Raw genomic sequence first — 4378 nt, 5'->3', positions numbered from 1 at the left:
CCCCGGGGACGGGGCCAGCGACGGAGGCGACGACGGGGGTGAGGGGCGTGGTGGGGACGAGGGCGAGGACCACCATGGCCAGCGCGATCGCGCCCAGGCCCACCCACCCGGACAGCGTGAGCCGTTCACCCACCACGAGGACCGCCAGGAGGGTGGCGACCGCCGGTTCGAGCAGCGTCACGGTGGTGGCGGTGCTGGCCGGGACCCGGGCCAGGCCGAATCCGAAGAGCAGGTAGCCCAGGAACATGGGCACCAGTGCCATGTAGGCCGCGACGAGGAACGCCTGCCCGGAGGCCACCAGTGGGGCGCCGGTGGCGAGGAGGACGGGCATGAGGAGCACACCCCCGCAGCCGAACACCGATCCCATGGAGGCGGCCCGTCCGATGCCGCGGGACATGAGGCGGTGCACGCTCCAGGAGTAGGTCGCGTAGGTCGCCCCGGCGAGGAGTCCCAGTGCGATGCCACCGGCGGTGGCCGCGGCCGACGAGCCCGCGGAACCCAGGCCCGACAGGCACAGCAGCACACTGCCGAGGACCCCCAGCCCCGCCGCGAGCATCCACTAACGACCCAGGGGGGAGCGCTCCACCAGACGCTCCAGGAGACCCGCGGCCAGGGGAGCGGAGGCGAGGGACACCACCGAGCCGACGGCGACACCCGCCAGGTGCATGGAGGAGTAGAAGGCCAGCGGGTAGACGGCCACGGACACCGCACCCGCCGCGAGCACCCCGGAACTGCGACGCAGGTCGGGCAGGGCGCGGCGCAGCGCGGGGAGCGCGATGAGCGCCTGGAGGAGGCCCCCGGTGCCCAGCGCTGCGGCACCGATCGCGAGTGGGCCCGCGGCCGGGGCGAAGGTCGCGGCGGTCCCGGTGGTGCCCCACAGCAGGGAGGTGAGGGTGATGGCGAGGATGCCGACCATGCGGTCGTGGTCGGCACGCCGCCCGGGCCGGGTGCCGCTCGCCGCGGGTGAAGGTGCCGGGCCCGGAACTGGTGCCGGTGCGGGCGTGCTCATGCGCACTGCCCCGACGGTGTGCGCGATGGCGGCGCAGCCGTGTCGACGCCGTCGGAGGGACGGCCGGTCGGGCCTGCCCCTGACGCCGCGCTCCCGGGCAGTGGGGGAGTCTCCCGCTCATCGAGGACGAGCTGGAGGAAGTCGAGGTCCAACCAGCGTCCGAACTTGGCCCCCACCTGCGGGAGGTGGCCGACGTGTGTGAAACCGAGGGACTCGTGGAGCCGGATCGAGGCGGCATTGCCGGACTCGATGCCGGCGACCATCACGTGCAGGCCCTCCGTTCGGGCACGGTCGACCAGGGCCCCCATCAACGTCCGGCCGATTCCCCGACCCCGCTGGTCGGCGCGGACGTAGACCGAGTGCTCCACCGTGTGGCGGTAGCCCTCCCTGGCACGCCAGGGCCCGAACGCGCCGTAGCCCAGCACCTCACCCCGGTGACCGGCCCGGGCGTCAGTGGCCACGAGGACGGAGCAGCCGGGCCGACGGTGGTCCTCGAGCCAGGCGAGCCTTCCGGCGACGTCCACCGGCGTCTCGTCCCACACGGCCGTCGAGTGCCCGATCGCGTCGTTGAGGATCGCTGCGATCGCGGCCGCGTCGCCCTCGCGCGCGTCGCGCACCACCCACGTGACTGCCACCCGCGTCCCCCTTCCCGTCGGGCCGACGCCCACGGATCCGACATGACGGAATCGGCCCACCTGTCACCAAAGTCCCGGGTCGGCGCCCCGGGGCGGGCCTACCGTGGCACAGGTCGCCGTGGCCCGGCGCCTGCCCGCCCAGCGTGGCACCCCCGGACCGCCCCGGCCGAGCACATCCGCCAGGTCACGACCCAGGAGGTCCGTCGATGCACGGCACCAGCACACCACCCGCAGCCATCGGCTCGGTCCGCCCCTACGACTTCTCGTGGGACCGTGCCCCCATGATCGTCTACTGGGAGCTGACCCTGGCCTGCGGTCTCGTGTGTCGGCACTGCCGTGCCAAGGCGATGAAGCGGGCCCTGCCGGGAGAGCTCTCCACCGAACAGGCCCTCGCATTCCTCGACGACGTCAGAGGTTTCGGGGACCCGTTGCCGCACGTGATCCTCACCGGTGGTGACCCCCTGGAGAGGGAGGACCTCTTCGACATCATGGCGGCGGCGGGGGAGCGGGGCATCGGGGTGTCGGTGTCCCCCTCCGTGACCCCCCTGCTCACGCGGGACTCCATGCGGGCCCTGCGTGATGCGGGCTCCCATGCGCTCTCCCTCAGCCTCGACGGCTCCTCGGCGGCGCGCCATGACGGCGTGCGCCGGGTCGCGGGCACCTTCGACCAGACCGTCGCCGCCCTGGACTGGGCACGGGAGCTGGACATCCCCGTCCAGGTCAACACCCTGGTCACGGCCGACACCGCCCCTGACCTTCCCGCGATCCACCGTCTGCTCATGCAGCGCGGGCGCGGCATCGCCCGGTGGACGCTCTTCTTCCTCATCCGCACCGGGCGCGGCGTGATGCTCTCTGAGGTCACCCCCGACCAGTCGGAGCGGATCATGGAGTGGTTGTGCGAGCTGCGGGCGACGACGCCCTTCCAGCTCTCGACCACGGAGGCGATCCACTACCGTCGCGTGGCGGTGCAGGACATGGAGGCCCACGGAATGACGCGCGAGCAGGTCGAGCACAGCAGGCTGGCCCGCTCCTTCGGGGTGCGCGACGGGAACGGGATCGTGTTCGTGTCCCACGTCGGGGACGTCACGCCCTCCGGGTTCATGCCCCTGACCATCGGCAACATCACGGAGGAGTCGATCGTCGACCTCTACCGTGACCACCCGCTCATGCGGGACCTGCGGGACCCCTCCCGCTTCCACGGCAGGTGCGGGGTCTGCGAGTACAACCGCATGTGCGGGGGTGCTCGCTCCCGTGCGTGGGTCGCCACCGGGGACCCCCTGGCCGAGGACCCCATGTGCCCCTACACCCCCGGGCACGGGGTGACGAGGGCGGCCGCGCTGGTCGGCTGAACCGCCCGGGGGTCGGCGCGCCAACCGGTCTGCCCCCGGCATGCCCGGAGCGGCCCCAGCGGGCCGCGGTGTGCGGGGGGCCGAGCTCAGCGGGCCACGGTCTCCACGGTGCGCGGGGTGGGCTCCAAGGGGGCCACGGCCTCCGGGGAGAGGTCCAACCGGCGCAGCGTCTGGGCGTTGAGCGCCACCAGGACGGTGGACAGGGACATCAGCACGGCACCGACGGACATCGGCATGACCACCCCGATCGGGGCGAGCACACCCGCGGCGAGTGGCACCGCGACGAGGTTGTAGCCCGCGGCCCACCAGAGGTTCTGCTGCATCTTGCGGTAGGTGGCGCGCGACAGCTCGATGACGGACACGACCGAGCGGGGGTCGTCGCTGGCCAGGACCACCCCGGCAGAGGCGATGGCCACGTCTGTGCCCGCCCCGATCGCGATGCCCACATCGGCACGGGCCAGGGCGGGGGCGTCGTTGACGCCGTCCCCGACCATGGCCACGCGGCGCCCCTCGGACTGCAGGCGCGCGACGATGTCGGACTTGCCCTCCGGGCGCACGCCGGCGAAGTGGCGGGTGATGCCCAGTTCCGCACTGACGGAGGCCGCCACGGACTCGGCGTCGCCCGTGACCATCACGACCTCGACGCCGCGCCCCTGCAGGGCCTCGACGGCCCGACGGGACTCCGGGCGCACGGCATCGGCCAGGCGCAGTGCCCCGACCGGTGAGCCGTCGACCAGGACGTGGAGCACCGTCGCGCCCTCGTCGCGCCACTGCTGGGCCCCCGCGCGTGGGGCGACCTTCTCGCGCTCGAGGAGCCCTGGTCCGCCGACCTGGACCCGGCGCCCCCCGACCCTGGCGTCCACGCCCACGGCGGGGGAGGAGGTGAAGTCGGTGGCCGCTGGCACGTCCAGGCCCCGTGACCCTGCTGCGGCGAGGATCGCCCGGGCGAGGGGGTGCTCGGAGTCGGACTCGGCGGCCGCTGCCAGGGCGAGGACCTCGTCGTCGTGGCCGTCGGTGTCGATGCCGGTGAGGGCGGGGCGACCCTCGGTGAGGGTGCCCGTCTTGTCGAAGACGACGGTGTCGACGGTGCGCATGGTCTCAAGGGACAGGCGGTCCCGGATGAGGATCCCGCCCAGGGCCGCGCGCCCCGCGGCGATGGAGACCACGAGGGGGATCGCCAGGCCGAGGGCGTGGGGGCAGGCGATGACGAGCACGGTGATGGCACGTGTCAGTGCCTCCGCAGGTGTGCCGACGACCGCCCAGACGATCGCGGAGAGCACTGCGGCGGCGAGGGCGAACCAGAAGAGCAGCGCGGCGGCGCGGTCTGCCAGTCTCTGGGCGCGTGAGGTGGAGGACTGGGCCTGCTCGACCAGGCGCCTGATGCC

General features: G+C 73.5%; 5 protein-coding genes. 1 reads left to right on the top strand and 4 read right to left on the bottom strand.

Annotation, left to right across the window (positions count from 1 at the left end):
• From TA90_RS15285 to TA90_RS11580, 3 genes are all read right to left on the bottom strand, one after another.
• The coding region (locus TA90_RS15285) for an EamA family transporter (protein ID WP_197067893.1) at nt 1-556 on the bottom strand (556 nt) is incomplete at its 3' end.
• A gap of 3 nt (nt 557-559) precedes the next feature.
• Nucleotides 560-916 (bottom strand): EamA family transporter, encoded by a 357-nt coding sequence (locus TA90_RS15280; protein ID WP_197067892.1) that lies wholly within the window; start codon nt 914-916, stop codon nt 560-562.
• Nucleotides 917-1005: 89 nt separating this feature from the next.
• On the bottom strand, nt 1006-1644 hold the full coding sequence (locus TA90_RS11580) for a GNAT family N-acetyltransferase (protein WP_074015392.1): 639 nt from the start codon (nt 1642-1644) through the stop codon (nt 1006-1008).
• Between the two features lie 206 nt (nt 1645-1850).
• On the opposite strand from TA90_RS11580, the gene TA90_RS11575 reads away from it, so the two are divergent.
• Nucleotides 1851-2993: a TIGR04053 family radical SAM/SPASM domain-containing protein gene (locus tag TA90_RS11575; RefSeq protein ID WP_043536651.1), complete on the top strand. Its 1143-nt coding sequence runs from the start codon at nt 1851-1853 to the stop codon at nt 2991-2993.
• A gap of 86 nt (nt 2994-3079) precedes the next feature.
• Here TA90_RS11575 and TA90_RS11570 read toward each other — a convergent pair.
• Nucleotides 3080-4378: heavy metal translocating P-type ATPase (locus tag TA90_RS11570; RefSeq protein WP_147513491.1), on the bottom strand; the 1299-nt coding region annotated here is incomplete at its 5' end.

It is taken from the genome of Actinomyces polynesiensis (assembly GCF_000820725.1).
Lineage (GTDB): Bacteria > Actinomycetota > Actinomycetes > Actinomycetales > Actinomycetaceae > Pauljensenia > Pauljensenia polynesiensis.
Note: the sequence above shows the minus strand (reverse complement) of the source record. Positions and strands in the feature narration are given on the sequence as shown.